Genomic DNA, 1,147 nt, shown 5'->3' on the forward strand with positions numbered 1-1,147 from the left:
GTGTTCAGATCCAGCTTGCCGTCGGCGAGTTGGACGAGTCCGGTCGCCGTTCGCTGACCCTGCACTCGCGGATCCAGAGCGATGCCGACGAGGCTCCGGAGGGCGAGTGGGTCCGCCACGCCACCGGCACCCTGGCCGTCGAGGCAACCGCCGGCATGGCAAGCGACTGGTCCGTCTGGCCGCCGCAGGACGCCGAGGCCGTCGACGTGACGGAGTTCTACGACCGTCTGACCGAGCGCGGTTTCGCCTACGGTCCGGTGTTCCAGGGCCTGCGGGCCGCGTGGCGTCGCGGGGACGAGGTGTTCGCCGAGGTCGCGCTGCCGGCCGACGAGCACGCGGCGGCTGCCCGCTTCGGCCTGCACCCCGCCCTGCTCGACGCAGCCGTCCAGGGCGTTGGGCTCGGAACCTTCACCAGTGGTGAGGCCCAGGGCTGGCTGCCGTTCTCATGGTCGGGCGTGTCCCTGCGCGCGGTCGGTGCCACGGAACTGCGCGTTCGGCTGGCGCCGGCGGGCACGGACGCGGTCTCGGTGGAGGTGGCCGACACCACGGGCACCCCGGTCGCCGCGGTGGAGTCGCTGCTGCTGCGCCCGGTGACGCCCGGGCAGATCCAGGCCGCGCGTGGCGCCGGTGCCGGGCGGGACTCGCTGTTCCGCGTCGACTGGACCGCGCTCACCGCTCCGGCAACGGCAGTCGAGCAGACCGCGGACCGCTGGGCCTGGCTGGGCGAGGTGCCCGCCGGGCTGGCGGGTGTGGCCGTCGACTGGTTCGCGGACCTGGCGGCGCTGGGCACGGCGGTCGATGGCGGGGCCGACGCTCCGCGAACCGTGGTGTTCCCGGTGGCCCCCGCCGTCGAGGGCCCGTTGGTCGGTGTCCGGGAGACCGCGGCCCGAGTGCTGGAGATCGTTCAGGCCTGGATCTCCGATGAGCGCTGGTCCGCTTCGCGGCTGGTCCTGCTGACCACCGGAGCGGTCACGACTGCCGTCGGCGAGGACGTGGCCGACCTGGCGGGTGCGGCGATCTGGGGCCTGGTGCGGTCCGCGCAGTCCGAGCACCCGGACCGCCTCGTGTTGTTGGACGTCGACGGCGAGGAGCTGTCGGGTGTGCTGCCGTGGGCGCTGGCTGCGGGTGAGCCGCAGCTGGCGGTGCG

The 1,147-nt window shown here is 74.2% G+C and carries 1 protein-coding gene; it reads left to right on the forward strand.

The features are described 5' to 3' along the window. Positions 1-1,147 (forward strand): polyketide synthase dehydratase domain-containing protein (locus tag ACIRYZ_RS46590; protein WP_402955873.1); only part of this gene is annotated, 1,147 nt, incomplete at both ends.

The sequence above is a fragment of the Kitasatospora sp. NPDC101155 genome, from assembly GCF_044768305.1.
Lineage (GTDB): Bacteria > Actinomycetota > Actinomycetes > Streptomycetales > Streptomycetaceae > Kitasatospora.